We start from the raw sequence: 20,350 nt of genomic DNA, 5'->3' as shown, positions 1-20,350 counted from the left end.
CACGGGGCAGTCGGTCCCTGCCCTTATGATGCTCCGAGACGGGGAGTCCCCGTGCGCGCATCCCCATGCGTGTGGTGTCCGAGCTGTCGAGGAACGAGGAGGTGACACGCTGTGCAGGGATTGATCTTGCAGCTCACGCGAGCTGGTTTCCTCCTGATCCTGTGGTTGTTCGTCTGGGCAGTGCTGCGCACTCTGCGTTCCGACATCTACGCGGCGTCCGGTCTTCGTGTCGCACCTCGGTCACGCAAGTCGCCGGTCTCTCTGCAGGGCCGGAAGCAGAAGGTCGCTAAATACCTGGTGGTGACCCACGGGTCGCTCGCCGGGACACGCATCACGCTGGGGTCGCAGCCGGTCCTCATGGGCCGCGCGGACGACTCGACTCTCGTCCTCACCGACGACTACGCCTCCACACGCCACGCGCGTCTGTCACCTCGCGGAGGTGACTGGTACGTCGAGGATCTCGGCTCGACGAACGGCACCTACCTCGACCGCGCCAAGGTGACGACGGCGGTGCGCGTTCCCCTGGGAACGCCCGTCCGCGTCGGCAAGACCGTGATCGAGTTGCGCCCGTGACCTTGGTTCTCCGCTACGCCGCGCGCAGCGATCGCGGTCTCGTGCGATCCAACAACGAGGACTCCGTCTACGCGGGTGCACGCCTCCTCGCTCTCGCCGACGGCATGGGTGGCCACGCCGCCGGAGAAGTGGCGTCGCAGCTGATGATCGCCGCGCTCGCCCATCTCGACGACGACGAGCCGGGCGACGATCTCCTGGGCAAGCTCGAGCGAGCTACCCGTGAGGGCAACGCCACCATCGCGGAACAGGTCGAGGACGACCCCGAACTCGACGGCATGGGCACCACGTTGACGGCGATCCTGTTCGGCGGCAGGAAGATCGGGCTCGTTCACATCGGCGACTCCCGGGCGTATCTGCTCCGGGACGACGAACTGACGCAGATCACCCGCGACGACACGTTCGTCCAGTCCTTGGTCGACGAGGGGCGGATCACCGCCGAGCAGGCGCACTCGCACCCGCAACGGTCGCTGATCATGCGGGCTCTCACCGGCAACGAGATCGAACCCACTCTGACCGTGCGTGAGGCTCGGGCGGGGGATCGTTATCTGCTCTGCTCGGACGGATTGTCCGACGTCGTCAGCAGCGAGACCATCGCGGACACGATGCGTGAGGGCGAGAACGACCAGTGCGCCGATCGCCTGATCGAACTGGCGCTGCGCAGCGGTGGCCCCGACAACGTGACCGTGGTGGTGGCCGACGTCATCGATCTCGACTACGGCCAGTCCCATCCGATCCTCGCCGGCGCCGCATCGATGGACGACGAGGAGGACTCGCCCCCACCGAACACCGCAGCCGGACGCGCAGCCGCGATGCGCCCTCCCCGGACCGCGCCCAAGAGGGTGGTCACTCCGCCGCCGCCGGCCCCGGAGAAGAAGTCGCACAAGCTCCGCTGGTCCCTGACCGGTCTCGCCGTCGTCGCCCTGCTGGTCGTCGGTTCGATCGTCGGATGGCAGCTCCTGCAGCGCAATTACTACGTCGGTTCCGACGACGGACGCGTCGTGGTGATGCGGGGAGTCCCCGGTTCGGTACTCGGCTTCTCCCTGCAGGAAGTGGATCTGGTCGGGTGCGTCCGTGAGACGTCGGACCCCGCCACGATCGATCTGCGATCCCCCGCCGACGCTCAGTGCCGCGTCCTCGGTGTCGACGACCTGCAGCCGTCCGCCCGCGAACAGGTGCGTTCGGGGCTGCCGTCCGGCACTCTCGACGATGCACGCTCGCAGGTGAACCGGCTCGTGGCCGGTGACCTGCTGCCGCTGTGCGAGAAGCCGGTCACCGCGACGACGGCTCCTCCGACCACCACCACGGCCGTTCCGCCGACCGAGGCAGCACCTGTACCGCCTCCCGCCGACCCGGCGGCGCCGCCCGTGACGACGACACCCGAGCCGACTCCGACTCCGACGCCGACACTCGTGGCAGGTCAGACCTGCAGGACGGGCAGTTGATGTCCGCCCCGAACCAGTCTTCGGCGTCGTTCCCCAGTCCTCCGGGCGGATTCGCTCCGGCACCCCCGCAGTCCACCAAGCGTGGGGTCGAAGCAGCCCTCCTGGGAGCCGCGGCGCTCATCACCACCGTGTCGCTGGTGCTCGTCGAGGCGAGCCAGGAACAGACCATCACGTGGGACCTGGCGAAGTACGGAGTGGCATACCTCGCCATGTTCGCCGTCGCGCATGCCGCGGTTCGCCGCTTCGCCACGCACGCCGATCCCCTTCTGCTGCCGCTGGTGGCGCTGCTGAACGGTCTCGGGCTGGTGCTGATCCACCGCCTCGATCTGGCCGCGCAACAGTCCGCCACCTATCTCGGTGACACGGAACCGTCGCCCGACGCCAACCAGCAGGTTCTCTGGACCGCGCTCGCCATCGCCGGCTTCGTCGCCGTGTTGGTGCTGATCCGCGATTACCGGACGTTGGCACGCTACGGCTACACCCTGGGCCTGGGCGGACTGGTGTTCCTCGCGCTCCCGGCGATCCTTCCGTCGTCACTGTCCGAGGTCAACGGATCGAAGATCTGGATCCGACTGCCGGGCTTCAGCATCCAGCCCGGTGAGTTCTCCAAGATCCTGCTGCTGATCTTCTTCGCGTCGGTCCTGGTGGCCAAGCGTGAGCTGTTCACCACCGCGGGCAAGCACGTGCTGGGCATGGATTTCCCGCGAGCACGCGATCTGGGACCGATCGTCGTGGCGTGGATCGTCTCGATCGGCGTCCTGGTGTTCGAGAAGGACCTCGGCACGTCGCTGCTGATCTACTGCACCGTGCTGGTGATGATCTACGTCGCCACCGAGCGTGTCGGCTGGATCGTCATCGGGGTCGCCCTGCTGCTCCTGGGATTCCTTCTCGCGTACCAGCTCTTCGGGCACGTGAAGATCCGTACCGACACCTGGCTCGACCCCTTCGCCGATTACAACGACACCGGGTACCAGATCTCACAGTCTCTCTTCGGCCTCGCGACCGGCGGGATGGGCGGCACGGGCCTCGGCAGCGGCCGTCCGTCGCAGGTGCCGTTCGCGAGTACCGACTTCATCATCGCCACCGTGGGTGAGGAGCTCGGGCTCATCGGCCTGGCAGCAGTGCTGATGCTCTACATGATGTTCGTGCTGCGTGGGCTCCGGACGGCGCTCGCGGTGCGCGACAGCTTCGGCAAGCTCCTCGCCGCCGGCCTGTCCGTCACCATCGCCGTCCAGCTGTTCGTCGTGGTCGGCGGCGTCACCAAGCTCATTCCCCTCACCGGTCTCACGACACCGTTCATGTCCTACGGAGGCTCTTCCCTGCTCGCGAACTACGCCCTGGTCGCGTTGCTCATCAAGATCTCCGATGCCGCCCGCGCACCTGTCGTGCCGCAGAAGCGCACGCCCGCCGCGCCGATCGGTGACGCGATGACCGAGGTGGTGAAGCGCCCGTGAACACTCCCCTTCGCCGCGTGGCCATCGGCGTCATGGCCATGATCGTGGTCCTGCTCGCCAACGCCACCTACGTCCAGGTCATCAAGGCCGACGACCTCCGCACGGACCCCCGCAACTCGCGTGTCCTGCTCGACGAGTACGCACGTCAGCGCGGACAGATCTCGAGCGGTGGCCAGGTGTTGGCCTCGTCCGTCGCGACCGAGGACCGGTACAAGTACCTGCGGACGTACCCGTCGAATCCGGCTGCGCCCGCGAGCCCGGCGGCGAACGCGCCTGTCACCGGGTTCTACTCGATGCTGTACTCGAGCGCCGGCCTCGAACGATCCGAGGATGCCGTCCTCAACGGATCCGACAACCGGTTGTTCGGCAAGCGGTTCTTCGACCTACTCTCGGGCCGCGATCCGCGCGGTGGCAACGTCGTCACCACCATCGACCCGGTGATGCAGCAGGTCGCGTACGACCAACTCACCTCGAAGGGGTACACCGGTTCGGTCGTGGCCATCGAGCCGTCCACCGGCAAGATCCTGACGATGGTCAGCACGCCCAGCTACGACCCCAACGAACTGGCCTCGCACGACGGTGAGCAGTCCACGCAGGCATGGGAGCGGCTCGCGAACGATCCCGGTGAGCCACTGGTCAATCGTGCTGTCTCGCAGACCTATCCGCCCGGCTCGACGTTCAAGGTGGTCGTGACGGCAGCGGCACTGGCCGCCGGGTCGACGCCCGACACGCAGCTCACCGCGGCACCGACCATCACCCTGCCCGACACGTCCACGACGCTCGAGAACTACAACGGCTCCACGTGTGGTGGCGGCGCGACCGCGTCACTGCGCGAGGCGTTCGCGCGCTCCTGCAACACCGCCTTCGTCGAGCTCGGCATCGACACCGGCAGCCAGGGCGTCAAGGATGCGGCGTCGGCGTTCGGCATCGGCGAAACGAACCAGTCGGTGCCGATCCCGGTGGCCGACAGCACGGTCGGCGAGATCCCCGACGACGCGGCCCTCGGCCAGAGCAGCATCGGCCAGCGCGACGTCGCCCTGACACCGCTGCAGAATGCGGAGATCGCGGCCACCATCGCGAACGGTGGTGTGCGGATGGCACCCCACATGGTCGCCCAGTTGCAGGCCCCCGACCTGTCGACGCTCGACACCACGGAGCCGACGTCCCTCGGACAGGCCGTCTCCCCGGAGGTGGCCTCCACGCTCACCGATCTGATGGTGGGTTCGGAGAACAATTCCGGTGGACAGGGCAAGATCGCGGGCGTTCAGATCGCGTCCAAGACCGGTACCGCGGAGCACGGAAGCGATCCCCGCAACACCCCTCCCCATGCGTGGTACATCGCCTTCGCCCCGGCCGAGGACCCGAAGATCGCCATCGCGGTCATCGTCGAGAACGGTGGCGACCGTGCGCTCGCCGCGACGGGCGGATCGGTCGCCGCACCAGTGGCGAGAGCTGTGCTCGGCGCCGGATTGCAGGGGAGGTGAGCCCCGCATGAGTGGAGGCCTGGGTAACGGCGCACTGGTGGCCGATCGCTACCGACTGTTGCGTCTGATCGCGACGGGCGGGATGGGACAGGTCTGGGAAGCGACCGACAACCGGCTCGATCGCCGCGTCGCCGTCAAGATCCTCAAGCCCGAGTTCTCGAACGACCCGGAATTCGTCGAGCGCTTCCGCGTGGAAGCGCGCACGACGGCGTTGCTGAACCATCCGGGCATCGCGAACATCTACGACTACGGCGAGGTGCAGGACGCCAACGGGCAGTCGCTGGCCTACCTGGTCATGGAACTGGTCATCGGTGAACCCCTGAACACGGTGCTCACCCGTATGGGCCGGTTGCCGCTGGTGCATGCTTTGGACATGCTCGAGCAGACCGGCCGCTCGCTGCAGGCCGCGCACCGCGCCGGCATCGTGCACCGTGACGTCAAGCCCGGCAACATCATGATCACGCCGGACGGCACGGTCAAGATCACCGACTTCGGTATCGCCAAGGCAGTCGACGCGTCGCCCGTGACACGGACGGGCATGGTCATGGGCACCGCGCAGTACATCGCACCCGAACAGGCGTTGGGGCAGGACGCGACGTCGGCGTCGGACGTGTACTCGCTCGGTGTGGTCGGCTACGAAGCGATCAGTGGCACACGGCCTTTCGTGGGCGACGGCGCCTTGACGGTCGCGATGAAGCATGTCCGCGACGCGGCGCCGCCTCTTCCCGCGGATCTGCCGGCGCCGGTCCGTGAACTCATCGAGATCACGATGACGAAGGATCCGGCGTCCCGGTACGAGAACGGCGGCGAGTTCGCGGACGCTGTCGCTGCCGTGCGGGCGGGGCGTCGTCCTCCCCAGCCGGGAACCGCATCGGGGACGTCCCGGGTCATGGCTCCCATGACGGGCGCGAATCCGAACACCCGGATGATGACGGCACCGGCGACGGGATACGCCGCCGCCGCTGCAGCGCCACGCCGACCGGAACCCGAGCCGGAGTCCGGCATGTCGCCCGGTCAGAAGGCGTTGGCATGGGCGGCCGGAGGTCTTCTCCTCCTGGCGGCCGTCGTGGCGTTCGGGCTGTTCGTCTTCACCGAGAGCAACGGTTCGACACCGGTGGTCACGACGACCAGCACCGCCGCGCCCACGACGGAACCGACCACGACGACGACCCGTCCGACGACCACCACGACGGAACCGACCACGACCACCACCACGACGACAACCACCACGACCACCACCGAGCCGACCACCACCACGACGGAACCGACGACCACGGAGCCGACGACGACAACCACCACCAGCGGTGGGTTGTTCAACATTCCCGGCCTCGGTAACGGGAACGGCAACGGCAACGGCAACGACGGCAATCCGTTCAACTACGCACCGGGAGGGCAGCGATGAACACTCCACGCCAGCTCTCGTCCCGGTACGAGCTGGGTGAGATCCTCGGGTTCGGCGGCATGTCCGAGGTCCACCTGGCCAAGGACGTCCGGCTCGACAGGGACGTCGCGATCAAGGTCCTGCGGCAGGATCTGGCGCGCGATCCCACGTTCTACCTCCGCTTCCGACGGGAGGCTCAGAACGCTGCCGCGTTGAACCATCCGGCCATCGTCGCCGTGTACGACACGGGCGAGGCAGAGACGGACACGGGACCGCTGCCGTACATCGTCATGGAATACGTCGACGGTGACACGCTGCGCGACATCGTCCGTGCGGAAGGCCCGATGGCGCCGAAGCGTGCCATGGAAGTCATCGCCGACGTCTGCGCAGCACTGGACTTCAGCCACCGCAACGGCATCGTGCACCGCGACGTCAAGCCGGCCAACGCGATGATCAACCGGGCCGGCGCGGTCAAGGTCATGGACTTCGGTATCGCACGCGCGATCGCCGACAGCTCGAGCCCGATGACCCAGACCGCGGCCGTGATCGGGACCGCTCAGTACCTCTCGCCCGAACAGGCTCGCGGCGAGCAGGTCGACGCCCGGTCCGACGTCTACTCACTCGGATGCGTGTTGTTCGAGATTCTCACCGGTGAGCCTCCGTTCACGGGCGACTCGCCCGTCGCGGTGGCCTACCAGCACGTTCGCGAGGATCCCCGGCTCCCGTCGTCGGTGAACGCGGACATCCCCCGGGAACTGGACTCGATCATCCTCAAGGCCATGGCCAAGAACCCGGCCAACCGCTACCAGAGCGCCGCGGACATGCGATCGGATCTCATCCGGGTACTCGGTGGCCAGCGCCCGGTGGCGCCCATGGTCATGAACGACGAGGACCGCACGTCCATTCTGGGATCGATGGATGCGCCCCGAGCGTCGGCGACGTCGACCGCCACCGAGAACAACGGCGAGTCGCGCAAGATTGCTCGCCACGCCCATGCCGACAACGACGACGACGACGACGTCGAACCGAAACGCAAGGGCGTCCGTGTCGCACTGATGGCCGTCGCTGCCATCGTCGTCGTCGGGGTCGTCGGTCTTTTCCTGTGGAATCTCGGACCGGGCGCGCCCGCGCGATCCGTGACCGTTCCCGACGTGACGGCCCAGACCGCCGACATCGCCAGGACGACTCTCGAGAACGCGGGATTCCGCGTCGACGTGCAGCAACGTTCGGACGCCACGGTTCCCGAAGGCGCCGTGATAGGCACCCGGCCCGTGTCGGGAACCACCGTCGACGAGAACAGCACGTTGGTGCTGGAGGTGTCCACGGGTCCGGAGCAGATCCAGGTACCCCAACTGACCGGCTTGACGCAGGACGCGGCTCGTCAGGCCCTCGAGCAGGCCGGGCTGACCCTCGATCCCGCGATCGGCCGAGGTGCATCCGCCCGCACCGATGTCGACAAGGTGATCGGCCAGGAACCGGCCCGCGGCTCGTCCATGGCCGAGGGTGGCGCAGTGCGCATCACCCTCGGGTCGGGACCGCGTCAGATCCGCGTCCCGGACGTCACCGGGCAGAACATCGAGGTCGCACAGCCCAACGTCGCAGGTGCCGGCTTCATCGTCGATCGTCAGAACGTGGACTCGGCACTACCCGAGGGACAGGTGGTCTCGACCAGTCCCGCAGGTGGCAGCAGCGCGGCCGACGGCAGCACCGTGGTGCTCCGTGTGTCCAACGGCAGCCAGTTCCAGATCCCGAGCCTGACGGGTCAGACACCGGTCCAGGCAGTGGAGACACTGCGGGCGGCGGGGTGGCAGGGAACGTTGGCCGAGATCGACCAGGTCGACGTCCAGACGCTCGACACAAGTCAGGTGAACAGGATCCAGCAGCAGGCCGTCGCTCCCGGCACCGCCATCTCGAAGACGGACCGCGTGAACGTCAGCGTCGGGAAGTTCGGGATCTAGCAGGCCCGGACGTCACACCCGGGCGGCGTTCTCGAGGTCGGACACCAGTGACTCCTCCGGGGCGTCACCGCACACTGCGAGCCAGTTGGCCAGCATCCGGTGACCACCCTCGGTCATCACCGACTCCGGGTGGAACTGCACGCCGTGGATCGGCAGCTCGCGGTGCCGCATGGCCATCACGATGCCGCTCTCGGTCCGAGCAGTCACCTCGAGCTGGTCGGGAATCGTGTTCTCTCGCACCGTCAGCGAGTGGTATCGGGTGGCGGTGAACGGATCCGGCAGACCGGCGAGCACGCCTTCTCCGGAGTGGTGGACGACGCTCGTCTTCCCGTGCAGCAGTTCCGGCGCACGCTCGACGACGCCTCCGAACGACGCGCCGATCGCCTGGTGCCCGAGGCACACTCCGAGGAGCGGAGTTCCTGTGCGGGCGCACGCCTGCACCATGTCCATCGTGACGCCGGCGCGCTGGGGCGTACCCGGTCCCGGGCTCAGCAGAACCCCGTCCACGTCCTTCACGGCGGCGTCCACGTCGAGGACGGCGGGGTCGTCGTTACGCAGCACCTGCGCCCGCGTTCCGAGCTGTCCGAGGTACTGGACCAGGTTGAACACGAAGCTGTCGTAGTTGTCGACGACGAGGATGCGCATGTCACCACACTAATGCCGACGCTGTCCCGGACCGGCTGCAGGTTATCGTGGACCACGGCACTGCGCGTCGTTCTCGCAGCCCACACGCATTCCGAGCAGGAGAGTTCGAGGAGATCAATGCCCAAGTCGAAGGTCCGCAAGAAGGCCGATTACACCATCGACCCGGCGTCACGGACGCCCGTCAAGGTCAAGGCTGCGCCGTCGAGCACGCTGTATCTGTCGGTCATGTTCGGTTTCATGGTGCTCGGTCTGGTGTATCTCATCGTCTACTACCTCGCACAGGACAACATCGGCTGGATGTCGAGCCTGGGGGCGTACAACCTGCTCATCGGCTTCGGTTTCTGGATCATCGGTCTCGTCATGACGATGAAGTGGCGTTGACCAGGAGCATCGCGTCGACGTGCGCGCGAATTACACGCGTGTCGTTCACTAACACTGTGGATAACTTCTGTGGATAACTTATCCACAGGGGGTGACGGGTCGGTCGCGGCATGGGCTACGCCTCGTGTCGCGGTCGCAGCTCTGGGTGTCGGAGCCGTCGCGCTGGGCGTTGCGGCAGTCGCGACGTCGAGCGATCCCGCGGGCCGTCTGTTGATCTCGCTCGCCGCCGTGGCGGCACTGAGTCTCGCCCTGCTGGCCGCGGTCCAGCGGCCGAAGTTGTCGGTCGATGCCGACGTCATGACGGTGAAGACCCTGCGCGGGCGTCGCACCTATCGTCGCGACGACGTGATCACGGTCCGCCTCGTCCCGTACCCGCGACTCGGACGCAGAGTGCCGATGCTGGAGATGGACGTGCGGGACGGTGACGACGAGCGCCTGCTCATCTTCGGCAGGTGGGACCTCGGAGAGGATCCTCGAGCGGTGTTCGACACGCTCGAGCTCAGGGGATGGGTGCCGGCCGACTGGTCCCGCGACTGACGCGGGACCGGCCGGACCGAGGTCAGAACGCGGAGGACAGACTCGCTGCGCGCAGACCGATCAGAGCCAGCGCGATCAGAGCGAGAGCGACGATCCCCGCCCAGCCCACGCGGGACCGCTGTGGGCCCGTCGTGAAGACCACCGCCGCGGTCGCGGCCGCTCCCGCCGCGAGACCACCGAGGTGGCCCCACAGGGAGATACCGGGGATCGCGATACTCAGCACCACGTTCAAGCCGATGACGACCAGGACGGGCGTCGGGCTCTGACGGAGCCGCACCAGGATCACGGCCTGCGCTCCGAGCAGGCCGAAGACGGCGCCCGAGGCACCCACGGTCGCGACGAGCGGATTCGACAGGAACATGACGGCAGCAGCGCCGCCGAGGAGGGCGACGAGGTAGACCGCCAGATATCGCGCGCGGCCGAGAACGAGTTCGCAGTCACGACCGATGACGTAGAGCGCGAACATGTTGACGGCGAGATGCACGATGCCGGAATGCAGGAAGCCGCTGCCGAGAATTCGAACGAGATCTCCGTCGGCCACCAGCAGCGGAACCAGTGCCCACTCGCGGAACAGGGCGCTGGTCTGATTGCTCAAACCACCCGCCTGCGCTGCGGTGAGAGCGAACATCAGGATGTTCAGCGCCATCATCGCGTAGGTCACCACGGGGGTGGAGGCCGGTCGACTCACACCACCGGCGACGGTCCGCGCCCGTGGGACCGACGACGCGGCAGCGGCCACACAGTCCACGCAGTGCTGACCCACCGAGGCGGGCCGAAGGCATTCGGGGCACGCCGGGCGATCGCACCGGGTGCACGACAATCCGGTCGGCCTGTCCGGGTGCCGTACACAGGTGGGCTGGGGCGGTCCCGAAGTACCGCCCCAGCCTGGACCCGTCATGCTCGGGTGCTCAGGTCACGCAATGCTGACCGATTCGATGACGACGTCCTCGACCGGGCGATCGCCACGGCCGGTGGGAGCGGAACCGATCTGGTCGACGACCTTCTGCGACGCGGGGTCGATGACCTCACCGAAGATGGTGTGGCGACGGTTGAGGTGCGGCGTCGGGCCGACGGTGATGAAGAACTGCGAGCCGTTGGTGCCGGGACCGGCATTCGCCATGGCCAGCAGGTACGGGCGGTCGAACGACAGCTCGGGGTGGAACTCGTCACCGAACTTGTATCCGGGGCCGCCGGTGCCGGTGCCGGTGGGGTCTCCACCCTGCAGCATGAAGCCCGAGATGACGCGGTGGAAGATCGCTCCGTCGTAGAACGGGCCCTCGGACGTGCCGGCGGCGTTCTTGGTGCTGTAGTCCTTCGTTCCCTGGGCGAGGCCGACGAAGTTCTCGACCGTCTTCGGCGCATGGTTGCCGAAGAGGGCGATGACGATGTCGCCGTGGTTCGTGTGCAGGGTCGCGGTCTGAGTCTGTAAAGGTGAGGTCACGTCTTCCATCGTGCCACTCGGTCGATATGGAACAGTGAACGGATGACGTCTACACCTGACACGGCAACAGCGAAGAAGGCTCTGGGCATCGCCTGCGACACCGCGTTGACGCTGGCGAAGGGGCCCGCAGCAACAGGATTCGTCGTCACCCGGAAGGGCGTCTCGATTCTCCGGTCCCGACGCGCCCAGCAACGCGCCGGTCGACCGTCCGTGCCCGCTCCCGCTCGGAAGGACCGTCGCCGCTTCGCAGCAGCTCGGCGCGCGGGGCTGGTCGGCCTGCTCGTTCTCGCGGGCGCCGGAGCTGTCGCGTTCTCGCGGGCCCGACGCACCGAGCTCCCGCCGCCGGCAGCGGAGCCGCCCAGCCTGGGCACCCCGGGTAGCAACGGCAGTGCGAGCAGCAACGGCCACCACAGCGTCGACCGGTCACAGCAACCTCACCAGTAGGCGCGCGAGGTCCGCGACGTCCATCCGTCGCGGCTGCGGGGTCCCCGGTACACCGGCGACGACGGCGGCGATGCCGTGTGCACTCGTCGAGCCGGGGACGAGGTAGTCGCCGTGGCCGCTGGTGCCGTCCGTCGGCAGGAGGACGGCATCGCTGCGCTCGCTCGGATCGGGCCCGAACCAGCCGAGGTCGGCCACCGGATCCCACCGCGCCTCGGCCACGTACGGCGCGGGGATGTCCGGCGTCGTGTCCTGCCACCCGGGTGATCCCATGAGCACGACGTCGTCGACCGCGGCACCTCGTCCCAAGGCATCCGCCGCCAGCACCGTGCCGTAGGAGTGGGCGACGACGGTGACGACGGGAGCCTCGCTCCCGTGCCGACGGCCGTGCAGTCCGTCGAGCGCGCGCGCCAACGCGGGAGCACCCGTGGTAGCCGGTGTTCTCGATGCGACACTGCTGTCCGGATTCACCAGCTCCGAGTTCCATTGCGGTGCTTCATATCCCAACCACGAAATGCCGGCGACTACCGAGCCCGACATCGTGCCGGCCGCAGCGACGACGGCCGCAGCCTCGGCATCGTGGGCCAGGAGGTCACCGTCGACCGTGGTTCCGGCGCCCGGAACGAAGACGGCCAGCCGATCGGCGGCGTCGACGTCACCGATCGACACGGCAGCCACCGTGCGACGGGGACCCTCCTCGAAGTGGACCAACCGCCGACCGGGGAGTGCGAGCACGGTCGTCAGAGCGTCGATCGATGCCAGCCGAGCGCGGGTCTGCTCGAGACCGGCGTCGGCGTCGGTGACGAGGCCACCGAAAAGCGAACGGTCGACCTCCGCCGCCAGCCTCCTCTCGACCTCGACGAGGCCGGCGCGTGTTCGTTCCATACGGGCCCTGTTCACCGCGTCCAGGATCGCCGCCGGACCCGATCGCGCCGGCTCGGCGGGACGGACACCGTCAGCCTGCGCCCGAGCGAATTCGAGTGCGACGCGTGCATCGAGTTCCGACGCGGCACCCGTATGGTCGTCCGGGTCCCACAGCGACAGCGACGCTCGATCGTCACCGGCGCGGGCGGCGACAGCCGCTGTCCGCCGCAGCGTCGCCACTGCGTCGTCGAGATCGTCGGCGAGCGCCGTGACGGCGGACCGCGCCGCGTCGGCAGCCTCACCGTCCCAGCCGTACAGTCCGCCGATCGACCGCACCCTGTCGGCCACTACGGCCAGCCGCACCCCGAATGCCACCAGGAACGTGTGTCGGGTCCACATGTCGTCCGCATGCCACAGCACGCCCATACCGTCTCCCACCGCGTCGTCGTCGACGAGCAGTGCACAGCACGGACGGTCCGACGCGTGCAGATTCATCCACAGGCTGTGGACAGCTCACCGTGGGTCGGCTGCCACTCCGGTGTCCTCGACGACAGCGCGCGGTACCGGGCGTGAGGTGCGCTCGACTCCGCGGCTCCTCTTCGCCTTGTACAACTCTGCATCCGCCGCGCGGTAGATCTCCGACCACTTCCGCACCGTCGGCATGCACACCATCCCGACGCTCCATTCCGCCGAGTGCGCGCGTCGGAGCCTGGCCAGTACTTCGGTCGCCTCGGCCTCGTCGGTCCCCGGCATGAACAACACGAACTCGTCGCCGCCCAGTCGGCCCAGGACGTCACCCTTGCGGAGCTGTCCCATCCAGGCGGCGGACACGCGCTCGAGAAGCACGTCTCCGGCGATGTGGCCGTAGACGTCGTTGACGGTCTTGAAGTTGTCCAGATCGAGTACGGCCATGCTGACAGGCAGCCCCCGTGAGGCGTATCCGGGGAGAAGCTTCTCCACCCGCCCCTCGAGTCCCTGACGGTTCAGCAGACCCGTCAGCGCGTCACGGGACGCCGAGTGCCGCATGCGTCGGGCGTGCGAGCCGAAGAACTCGGCCCCCGCCACGATTCCCAGCGCCGTCAGCACGTAGGCGACCGCGGGCATCGAGGACGACGACGCCAGAGCCGCCGACACCATGGAGCCGACGGTCAGCACCGTCACCCACACCCAGCCGCCGCGTTCGCTCCAGTAGCCCGCCAGCTGCATCCCCAGGAACATCGCCGACTGGCTGAGCAACAGGTAGGCGACCGCACCGTCGGCGGTCAGGAACATGGCACACAGCGCAGCGACTGCACCGCCGGTCACGATGCCGAGCCGACCGGTATCGGTCGGGTGCGGGCCGAAGTACAGGAAAGCGGCTCCGCCCAGCTGCGCGATACCGGCGAGCACCATGACGAGGGTTCCGCTCGTCGTTCCCGAGAACGGCACCGCGCCGGCGATGAAAAGAATGGACGTGAGCCCCAGATAGACGACCAGAGCGGTCGTCGCGTCGGTTCGTCGTCCGGAGTTCACACGTCGAGTATCGACGATAGGGAGCGTATGGGTGCACGAAGCGTTCTCCGACGGCGTCGTGACATGTACAGGAACTCCCGAGGAAACGACAACACCCTGCCTCGCGATGCGAGACAGGGTGTTGTGGTGACCGGTGTGGAGCCTAGGAGATTCGAACTCCTGACATCTGCCTTGCAAAGGCAGCGCTCTACCAACTGAGCTAAGGCCCCGGATCGGAATCGGGAAGCTCGTGCCATCGCTGACTCTCCACGCGCACTGCGCGAAGAACGACGACGAGAACTACCGACGCCACGAGCGCGGGGAGACCGAACTTCACAGATCTTCCTCCATCACACTCGTTCGTGGGCCTAGGAGGACTTGAACCTCCGACCTCTTCCTTATCAGGGAAGCGCTCTAACCGCCTGAGCTATAGGCCCGCACTCGCCCTGCAACTCACTGTTTCCAGTGGTAGCCGGACCGAGGAACGAGATTACCGTACACCGGCGCCGAAGACCAAAACGCCGGTGTACGGACGATCAATCCCGATCGGCGAGCGTCACTTCCAGTCCGCCGACCAAGTCGGAGCACAGGTTGTAGATGAACGTGCCGATCGTCGTCAGCGCCGTGAAGAGAACGACGTTGATGAGACCGATGACCGCGGCGTATCCGAAGATCTGACCCGCCGACACCAGTCCCGACTCACCGGACGTGGCGACGATGTCGGAGAACGCATTGTTCAGTCGATCCCACACGCCCATGCCGTCGAGAACCATGTAGAGCAGCCCGACGGCCACCATCCACACGAAGAACAACGAGACGGAAATCACCAGGGACAGCTTCAACATCGACCACGGATCGATCTTGCGGATCTGCACCGTGGCCCTAAGCGGATCACCGGACCCGACCGGCTGTGCCACGGCGACCGGTGCCTGACGCTCCGACCGCTGCTCCTCGTGCATCGGGTGCCGGACCGTCGACAGGTCGGGCATGTCGGTGGGGAGGTCGTTGCGCGCAATGTTGCGCGTCGGACCGTCGATCACCGCAGCCTTGGCGGTGGCTTCGGCAGGCCGGGACTGACGAGGACGCTCGGGTGCCTTCTGACCGTCCACTGCTCGCGCGGCCGGCTGCACCGTGGTGCGGCTCGGCTCCTGCCGCGTCTGCTCGGGCCGCGACTGATCCGAGCCCCGCGGGGGCAGGTTCGTCTGCGGTTGCCGCTGCGGCTCCGGCTGACGAGGCGGCTCGGGCTGACGCTGCTGAGGTGCACCGTCGGTTCGAGCCGGACGCGGACCCTGACGAGGCGCGTCCTGCGGAGCCGGTCGGGGCCCGTCCTGGGGACCCTGGCGGGGCGCGTCCTGGTGATTCGGCCGCGACCCGTCCTGCTCGACGGGCGGCCATGCGGCCGTCGGCGGCCGAGGGGCCGGAGGCTGGGCAGGGGACTGGGTCTGCGCCGGACGACCGTTACCGGCCGAACCTGGCTGTTCGGGAGTACTCACTCAGCTCATGACTCCTTGGATCCGTCGGCCTCGTCGAGCACGAGGTCCTCCGGCTCGTCCGCATTGCGTGCAATGGCCAGCAGGGTATCGCCTTCACCGAGGTTCATGAGGCGAACGCCCTTGGTCTGGCGGCCGGCCTTACGTACCTGACGCGCCGCGGTGCGGATCACACCGCCGCTCGAGGTGATGGCGTACAGCTCGTCGTCGTCGTCGGCGATGAGTGCGCCCACCAGCGTGCCACGGCGCGGGTCGTACTGAATTGTCAGCACGCCCTTGCCCCCGCGGCCCTGCGGCGGGTAGTCGTCCATGGCGGTGCGCTTGGCGTAGCCGCCCGACGTCGCGACCAGGAGGAACGTGCCCTCTCTGACGACGTTCAGCGAGAGCAACCGGTCCTCACCGTTGAAGCGCATGCCCTGCACACCCGACGTGGCGCGGCCCATGGGACGCAGTACCTCGTCGGTGGCGGAGAAGCGGATCGACTGGCCCAGGGCGGACACGAGCAGCAGATCGTCGTCCGAGCTGCACAGCACGGCTCCGACCAGCTCGTCGTCGCCGCGGAGGTTGACCGCGACGATGCCGCCGGAACGGTTGGAGTCGAAGTCCGACAGCTTGGACTTCTTCACCAGGCCGGCCTTCGTCGCCAGCACCAGGTACGGCGCGTCGTCGTAGGTCTTGATCTGGATGATCTGGGCGATGCGCTCGTCCGGCTGGAACGCGAGGAGATTCGCCACGTGCTGGCCGCGGGCGGTGCGGTTCGCCTCCGGCAACTCGTACGCCTTCGCGCGGTAGACACGGCCCTTCGTGGTGAAGAACAGGATCCAGTCGTGAGTGGAGCAGACGAAGAACTTGCTGACGATGTCGTCCTGCTTGAGACCCGCGCCCTGCACACCCTTACCGCCACGCTTCTGCGAACGGTAGAGGTCGGTGCGTGTGCGCTTGGCGTACCCGGTCTCGGTGATGGTCACGACGACGTTCTCGCGAGCGATCAGGTCCTCGTCGTTGACGTCGCCGTCCGCGGCGATGATCCGGGTACGACGGTCGTCGCCGAACTTGTCGACGATCTCCTTCAGCTCGGACCGGACGATCTCGCGCTGACGCTCGGGACGATCGAGGATGTCCTTGAGGTCCGCGATCTCGATCTCGATGGACGCCAACTCGTCGATGATCTTCTGGCGCTCGAGGGCTGCGAGACGACGCAGCTGCATCGCGAGGATCGCGTCGGCCTGGATCTGGTCGACGTCGAGCAGGTCCATCAGGCCCTGGCGAGCGACATCGGCATCGGCGGACCGACGGATCAAAGCGATGACCTCGTCGAGTGCATCGAGTGCCTTGACCAGTCCGCGCAGGATGTGTGCGCGTTCCTCGGCCTTGCGCAGCCGGTACCGGGTGCGGCGGACGATGACATCGAGCTGATGGGTGACGTACAGCTTGATCATCTGGTCGATGCGCAGCGTGCGCGGAACACCGTCGACGATGGAGAGCATGTTCGCACCGAAGCTGGTCTGCAGCTGGCTGTGCTTGTACAGGTTGTTCAGCACGACCTTCGCCACCGCGTCGCGGCGCAGCTTGATCACGATGCGCATGCCGACTCGGTCCGAGGACTGATCCTCGATGTCCGAGATACCGGCGATGCGGCCGTCCTTCAGTTGCTCGGCGATCGAGGCGATCATGTTGTCCGGGTTCACCTGGAACGGGAGCTCGGTGACCACGATCTGGGTACCGCCGCGCTCACCCTCCTCGATGTCGACGACACCGCGCATACGGATCGATCCGCGACCGGTGCGGTACGCGTCCTCGATGCCCTGCGATCCGACGATGAGGCCGTGGGTGGGGAAGTCGGGTCCCTTGATGCGCTCGATCATCGCCTCGAGGGCGACCTCGTCGCTCGCCTCGTAGTTCTCGAGCATCCAGTAGACGCCCTCGGCCAGTTCCCGAAGGTTGTGCGGCGGAACGTTGGTCGCCATGCCGACGGCGATGCCGCCGCTGCCGTTCGCGAGCAGGTTGGGGAACCGCGACGGGAGCACGGTGGGTTCGAGCGTGCGTCCGTCGTAGTTCGCGACGAAGTCGACGGTCTCTTCCTCGATGTCCGCCAGCATCTGCATCGCCAGCGGCGTCAGACGGCACTCGGTGTACCGCATGGCGGCCGGGCCGTCGTTGCCGCGGGAGCCGAAGTTGCCCTGTCCGTCCACCAACGGGTAACGGAGAGACCAGGGTTGGGCCATGCGGACGAGAGTGTCGTAGATCGAGCTGTCGCCGTGGGGGTGGTAGTTACCCATGGTCTCGGCGACGGGACGAGCCGACTTCACGTAGCCGCGGTCGGGGCGGTAGCCGTTGTCGAACATCGCGTACAGCACGCGACGGTGCACGGGCTTGAGGCCGTCACGGACCTCGGGCAGCGCGCGACCGACGATCACGCTCATCGCGTAGTCGATGTAGCTGTTCTGCATCTCCTGCTGGATGTCGACCAGCTCGATGCGATCGGACGTGGGTCCGTCTCCGCCGGACGGCGGCAGGGTGGTGTCGGTCATCGAAGAAGAAACCTTTCGTGCGTCGTCACCTGCGCGTCTCGATCACCGAGTCGCGCAGGCGAATTCGCTATACGTCGAGGAAACGAACGTCCTTGGCATTACGGGTGATGAAGCTACGACGCGCCTCGACGTCCTCTCCCATGAGAATGGAGAAGAGTTCGTCGGCGGCTGCCGCGTCGTCCAACGTCACCTGACGCAGGACACGCACGCTCGGATCCATCGTGGTCTCCCACAGTTCCTTGGCGTTCATCTCGCCGAGGCCTTTGTAGCGCTGGATGCCGTCGTCCTTGTTGATCTTCTTGCCGGCCGCGAGACCGGCTTCGATCAGGCCGTCGCGCTCACGGTCGGAGTACGCGAACTCGGGATCCGATCCGCGTTGCCACTTGAGCTTGTACAGCGGCGGCATGGCCAGGTACACGTATCCGTGTTCGACCAAGGGGCGCATGAACCGGAACAACAGGGTGAGAAGGAGAGTCGAGATGTGCTGGCCGTCCACGTCGGCGTCGGCCATCAGGACGATCTTGTGGTACCGGATCTTCGCGATGTCGAACTCGTCGTGGATTCCGGTACCGAACGCGGTGATGATCGACTGGACTTCCGTGTTCTTCAGAACGCGGTCGATGCGAGCCTTCTCGACGTTGATGATCTTGCCGCGCAACGGAAGGATCGCCTGGTACATCGAATCGCGCCCGGACTTGGCGGAACCGCCGGCCGAGTCGCCCTCCACGATGTAGATCTCGCACTTCGACGGATCGTTGGAACGGCAGACGGCGAGCTTGCCGGGCAGACCACCGATATCGGTGGCGCTCTTGCGGCGCACCAGGTCTCGTGCGCGACGAGCGGCAGTACGTGCCTGCATCGACGCGACGGCCTTGGAGATGATCAGCTTGGCTTCGGCGGGATTGGCCTCGAACCAGTGTGTGAGGTGCTCACCGGCAGCCTTCTGCACGAAGGACTTCACCTCGGTGTTGCCCAGCTTGGTCTTGGTCTGACCCTCGAACTGCGGCTCACCGACCTTGACGGAGATGATGGCGGCGAGACCCTCACGGATGTCGTCACCCGTCATGTCACCGTCCTTCTCCTTGATGAGCTTCTTCTCCTTGGCGTACTTCTTGACCACGTTGGTCAGCGCCGATCGGAAGCCCTCTTCGTGGGTGCCGCCCTCGTGCGTGTTGATGGTGTTGGCGAACGTGTGGACCGACTCCGCGTACGTCGAGTTCCACTGCATCGCGACCTCGAGTTCGTGTCCCGGGCCCTTCGCGGCGAAACCGATCACCGACGGGTGCTGCGGCGTCTTCGCGCGGTTGATGTACTTGACGTAGTCCTCGAGGCCACCGGGGTAGTGGTAGGTCTTCGTCTTGACCTTCGGCGTCGAGCCGGACTCGTCCTCGTTCTTGGGGACCTCCGCCAGCTCGCTCTCCGACGCCTCGTCCGCGATGCGTTCGATGTCCGACGCGCGCTCGTCGGTGAGCTTGATGGTCAGTCCCTTGTTCAGGAATGCCATCTCCTGCAGTCGCCGGGCGACCGTGTCGAACTTGAACACTGTCTTCTCGAAGATGTTCGCGTCGGGCCAGAACGAGATCGACGTGCCGGTTCGCTTGGTGGGCTGACCCTTGATCAGCTCACCGGGGACGGACATCGTGTACGTCTGCTCCCAGTGGAATCCGTCGTTGTCGACCTCGGCGAGCAGGCGCGTCGACAAGGCATTGACCACGGAGATACCGACGCCGTGCAGACCGCCGGACACCGCGTAGGAGTCCGAGTCGAACTTGCCGCCGGCGTGCAGCTGGGTCATGACGACCTCGATGGTGGGGACACCCGAGGCGTGCATGCCGACAGGGATACCGCGACCGTCGTCGATCACCCGGACGCCACCGTCCGCGAGCAACGTGACGTCGACGGTGGTGGCATGGCCGGCCATCGCCTCGTCGACCGAGTTGTCCACGACCTCCCAGATGAGGTGGTGCAGACCACGCTCTCCGGTCGAGCCGATGTACATACCGGGCCGCTTGCGTACCGCCTCGAGTCCTTCGAGAACGGTGATGGACGATGCGTCGTACTCCTTGGGCTTGTCGCCCTTGCCTGAGTTCCGGTCAGCCACTTTTCCGGTGTGCTCCTTTTCGCCTCGAACGCCCGCGCTCGCCGGAACCGGAGAGACGGGATGAGGACCTCGACCCACGTGCCAGCACGCGATCGTCGGTCTTTACCCGCCCATCCTACCGGTACGGATGACCTCG

General features: G+C 66.8%; 17 protein-coding genes and 2 tRNA genes. 9 read left to right on the top strand and 10 right to left on the bottom strand.

Annotation, left to right across the window (positions count from 1 at the left end):
* The first annotated feature begins 111 nt into the window (after positions 1-111).
* Genes AC0IX4_RS09155 through pknB form a run of 6 tightly spaced genes read left to right on the top strand, consistent with a single transcriptional unit; the run spans position 112 to position 8,292 of the window.
* Positions 112-573, top strand: coding sequence for an FHA domain-containing protein FhaB/FipA (locus AC0IX4_RS09155; protein WP_042573488.1), 462 nt, complete (start codon positions 112-114; stop codon positions 571-573).
* Positions 570-2,015, top strand: a complete 1,446-nt coding sequence (locus tag AC0IX4_RS09150) for a PP2C family protein-serine/threonine phosphatase (RefSeq protein ID WP_056074229.1) — start codon at positions 570-572, stop codon at positions 2,013-2,015. Before AC0IX4_RS09155 ends, AC0IX4_RS09150 begins: the two co-directional genes overlap by 4 nt.
* Entirely contained in the window at positions 2,015-3,469 is a 1,455-nt protein-coding gene (locus tag AC0IX4_RS09145) for an FtsW/RodA/SpoVE family cell cycle protein (protein WP_471828755.1), read from the top strand. The genes AC0IX4_RS09150 and AC0IX4_RS09145 overlap by 1 nt, the downstream gene beginning before the upstream one ends.
* Entirely contained in the window at positions 3,466-4,953 is a 1,488-nt protein-coding gene (locus AC0IX4_RS09140) for a penicillin-binding transpeptidase domain-containing protein (protein ID WP_471828754.1), read from the top strand. The genes AC0IX4_RS09145 and AC0IX4_RS09140 overlap by 4 nt, the downstream gene beginning before the upstream one ends.
* A gap of 7 nt (positions 4,954-4,960) precedes the next feature.
* The gene (locus AC0IX4_RS09135) at positions 4,961-6,355 is read left to right on the top strand and encodes a serine/threonine-protein kinase (protein WP_082042910.1); all 1,395 of its coding nucleotides are present in this window, start codon (positions 4,961-4,963) and stop codon (positions 6,353-6,355) included.
* Positions 6,352-8,292 (top strand): Stk1 family PASTA domain-containing Ser/Thr kinase, encoded by a 1,941-nt coding sequence (pknB, locus tag AC0IX4_RS09130; RefSeq protein ID WP_471828753.1) that lies wholly within the window; start codon positions 6,352-6,354, stop codon positions 8,290-8,292. The genes AC0IX4_RS09135 and pknB overlap by 4 nt, the downstream gene beginning before the upstream one ends.
* A gap of 12 nt (positions 8,293-8,304) precedes the next feature.
* Here the strand turns inward: pknB and AC0IX4_RS09125 are convergent, their stop codons facing one another.
* Positions 8,305-8,937 (bottom strand): aminodeoxychorismate/anthranilate synthase component II, encoded by a 633-nt coding sequence (locus AC0IX4_RS09125; protein WP_471828752.1) that lies wholly within the window; start codon positions 8,935-8,937, stop codon positions 8,305-8,307.
* Between the two features lie 117 nt (positions 8,938-9,054).
* On the opposite strand from AC0IX4_RS09125, the gene crgA reads away from it, so the two are divergent.
* Positions 9,055-9,318, top strand: coding sequence for a cell division protein CrgA (crgA, locus tag AC0IX4_RS09120; RefSeq protein ID WP_471828751.1), 264 nt, complete (start codon positions 9,055-9,057; stop codon positions 9,316-9,318).
* A 69-nt stretch (positions 9,319-9,387) separates the two neighbouring features.
* Complete coding sequence (locus tag AC0IX4_RS09115) at positions 9,388-9,855, top strand: PH domain-containing protein (protein WP_471828750.1); 468 nt, start codon at positions 9,388-9,390, stop codon at positions 9,853-9,855.
* Positions 9,856-9,877: 22 nt separating this feature from the next.
* Here AC0IX4_RS09115 and AC0IX4_RS09110 read toward each other — a convergent pair whose 3' ends face one another.
* Together AC0IX4_RS09110 and AC0IX4_RS09105 are read right to left on the bottom strand one after the other, a co-directional pair.
* Positions 9,878-10,753: a rhomboid family intramembrane serine protease gene (locus AC0IX4_RS09110; protein ID WP_471828749.1), complete on the bottom strand. Its 876-nt coding sequence runs from the start codon at positions 10,751-10,753 to the stop codon at positions 9,878-9,880.
* A 15-nt stretch (positions 10,754-10,768) separates the two neighbouring features.
* Positions 10,769-11,305, bottom strand: a complete 537-nt coding sequence (locus AC0IX4_RS09105) for a peptidylprolyl isomerase (RefSeq protein WP_471828748.1) — start codon at positions 11,303-11,305, stop codon at positions 10,769-10,771.
* Between the two features lie 33 nt (positions 11,306-11,338).
* Between AC0IX4_RS09105 and AC0IX4_RS09100 the strand changes: the two genes are divergently transcribed.
* The gene (locus AC0IX4_RS09100) at positions 11,339-11,740 is read left to right on the top strand and encodes a hypothetical protein (RefSeq protein ID WP_471828747.1); all 402 of its coding nucleotides are present in this window, start codon (positions 11,339-11,341) and stop codon (positions 11,738-11,740) included.
* On the opposite strand, the gene AC0IX4_RS09095 is transcribed toward AC0IX4_RS09100, so the two are convergent.
* The 7 genes from AC0IX4_RS09095 to gyrB all read right to left on the bottom strand — a co-directional run bounded on the left by AC0IX4_RS09095 (position 11,720) and on the right by gyrB (position 20,214).
* Positions 11,720-13,096, bottom strand: a complete 1,377-nt coding sequence (locus tag AC0IX4_RS09095) for an alpha/beta hydrolase (RefSeq protein ID WP_471828746.1) — start codon at positions 13,094-13,096, stop codon at positions 11,720-11,722. The two genes, AC0IX4_RS09100 and AC0IX4_RS09095, sit on opposite strands and share 21 nt — an antisense overlap.
* 18 nt (positions 13,097-13,114) lie before the next feature.
* Positions 13,115-14,113: a GGDEF domain-containing protein gene (locus tag AC0IX4_RS09090; protein ID WP_471828745.1), complete on the bottom strand. Its 999-nt coding sequence runs from the start codon at positions 14,111-14,113 to the stop codon at positions 13,115-13,117.
* Positions 14,114-14,249: 136 nt separating this feature from the next.
* Positions 14,250-14,322: transfer RNA gene (locus AC0IX4_RS09085), tRNA-Ala, on the bottom strand.
* A gap of 133 nt (positions 14,323-14,455) precedes the next feature.
* Positions 14,456-14,529: transfer RNA gene (locus AC0IX4_RS09080), tRNA-Ile, on the bottom strand.
* 99 nt (positions 14,530-14,628) lie between these two features.
* Positions 14,629-15,585, bottom strand: a complete 957-nt coding sequence (locus AC0IX4_RS09075; protein ID WP_471828744.1) for a DUF3566 domain-containing protein — start codon at positions 15,583-15,585, stop codon at positions 14,629-14,631.
* A 5-nt stretch (positions 15,586-15,590) separates the two neighbouring features.
* A complete protein-coding gene (gyrA, locus tag AC0IX4_RS09070) occupies positions 15,591-18,113 on the bottom strand; it encodes a DNA gyrase subunit A (RefSeq protein WP_042573477.1) in 2,523 nt (840 codons plus the stop codon).
* A 67-nt stretch (positions 18,114-18,180) separates the two neighbouring features.
* Complete coding sequence (gene gyrB / locus AC0IX4_RS09065; protein WP_471828742.1) at positions 18,181-20,214, bottom strand: DNA topoisomerase (ATP-hydrolyzing) subunit B; 2,034 nt, start codon at positions 20,212-20,214, stop codon at positions 18,181-18,183.
* Between the last annotated feature and the right edge of the window lie 136 nt (positions 20,215-20,350).

It is taken from the genome of Rhodococcus sp. AC861, assembly GCF_979256035.1.
This window is presented reverse-complemented; position numbering and strand designations above follow the sequence as displayed.